Genomic DNA, 1,278 nt, shown 5'->3' with positions numbered 1-1,278 from the left:
TCTGGGGCATTACCATGTCGATACGTTACCTGCGCCCTCAAGGGTAAATTCCCGGGTGGTCGATGTCTCATCGTCATTGGCACGGAGGGGGAGGTCCTGCGTGATCCGAAGTTCTACGCCATTTGCCTCGGGGTTCTCGCACCGTCCTTTGTCGGGACGACGATCTTCTTCCACCAAATCTATCTAACCGAGATCAGAGGCTGGCCCCTCCAGCTCTTCGCGAGCGGCTTCGCCGTCTTGTCGGCGACCGCGATTGCCTTTGCGCTTTTGGCCGGTTGGTTAATCGATCGGTTCTCTGCGGTCCGGCTTTTACCATCGTTCCTTCTGCCGCTGGCTCTCGCTTGCTTTGCGGCCGCCTATCTCACGCCGACTTGGGGAATTTTCGTGTTCATGTCGCTACTCGGCGTAAGCTACGGCTTTTCGTCGACTCTGGCGGGAGCCATGTGGCCCGAGATCTATGGCACAGCCCATCTCGGCGCGATCCGCTCCATCGTCGTCGCCACCATGGTTTTAGCGACGGCGGCGGGACCCGGCCTTACGGGTTACCTCATAGACGCCGGTGTCGACTATTCGCTGCAACTAATCGCCATGGGGCTCTATAGTCTCGGCGCGGCCATCCTCATGGTGTTCGTCTCGCGGCACGTCGAAAGCTCAAGGGCCGAGCTGGGAGCGATCCGTGAGAGTTAGCGTGATGCGCCATCTGACATGTAGGTGGTTACTGACGAACATCTGACCGTCGGCAAGGGCCTGATACTGATACCCGCATCCGCCACGGCCTATGGCAACAGGGACGCGGCCTATGACTGCTTTACGATCGCGATCTGGGACGATTCGGCTGACGATCGGGCGAACATCGGCTGGACGCGCGAGCTGTGGGCCGCGGTGCGGCCGTTCTCCAGCGGCGGCGTTTACGCCAACAATCTCGGCGAGGAGGGCGACGACCGCGTGCGGGCCGCCTATGGCGAGAATTACCCGCGTCTGGCTGCGATCAAGACCAAATACGACCCAACGAACGCCTTCCGCCTGAACCAGAACATCCGGCCGATGGTCTGATGTTCTTCGCCCTGTTTAGGAAACAGCGGGATCAGAGGCGTTACCTGAACTCAAGCGCGTTCGGCAGCTGGTCAGGTCAATGCTGTAGAAAGCGTCCAGCCGCCCCATGCCATGAGCACAACTCCGGCCCCAGTGGAGCTATGGCTGAAAATGGGTGATGGGGCCTGAGAAGGCGGCGTATCGTGGCGGGTTCTGAAGCCTGCCAGAACCTCCCGAAGGAGCGAT

2 protein-coding genes are annotated in these 1,278 nt (G+C 60.3%); both read left to right on the top strand.

What is annotated here, in order from left to right; all coding sequences use genetic code 11:
• A partial coding sequence (locus VQ044_RS25180; protein WP_331827896.1) for an MFS transporter occupies window positions 1-687 on the top strand: 687 nt, incomplete at its 5' end.
• Between the two features lie 24 nt (window positions 688-711).
• Window positions 712-1,053, top strand: a complete 342-nt coding sequence (locus tag VQ044_RS25175; RefSeq protein ID WP_327650387.1) for a BBE domain-containing protein — start codon at window positions 712-714, stop codon at window positions 1,051-1,053.
• The last annotated feature ends 225 nt before the right edge of the window (window positions 1,054-1,278 follow it).

Origin of the sequence: Aurantimonas sp. C2-5-R2 (assembly GCF_036549495.1) — a bacterium.
GTDB classification, from domain to species: domain Bacteria; phylum Pseudomonadota; class Alphaproteobacteria; order Rhizobiales; family Rhizobiaceae; genus Aurantimonas; species Aurantimonas coralicida_A.
The sequence above is the reverse complement of the archived record's forward strand: the minus strand, read 5'-3'. Positions and strand labels throughout refer to the sequence as shown.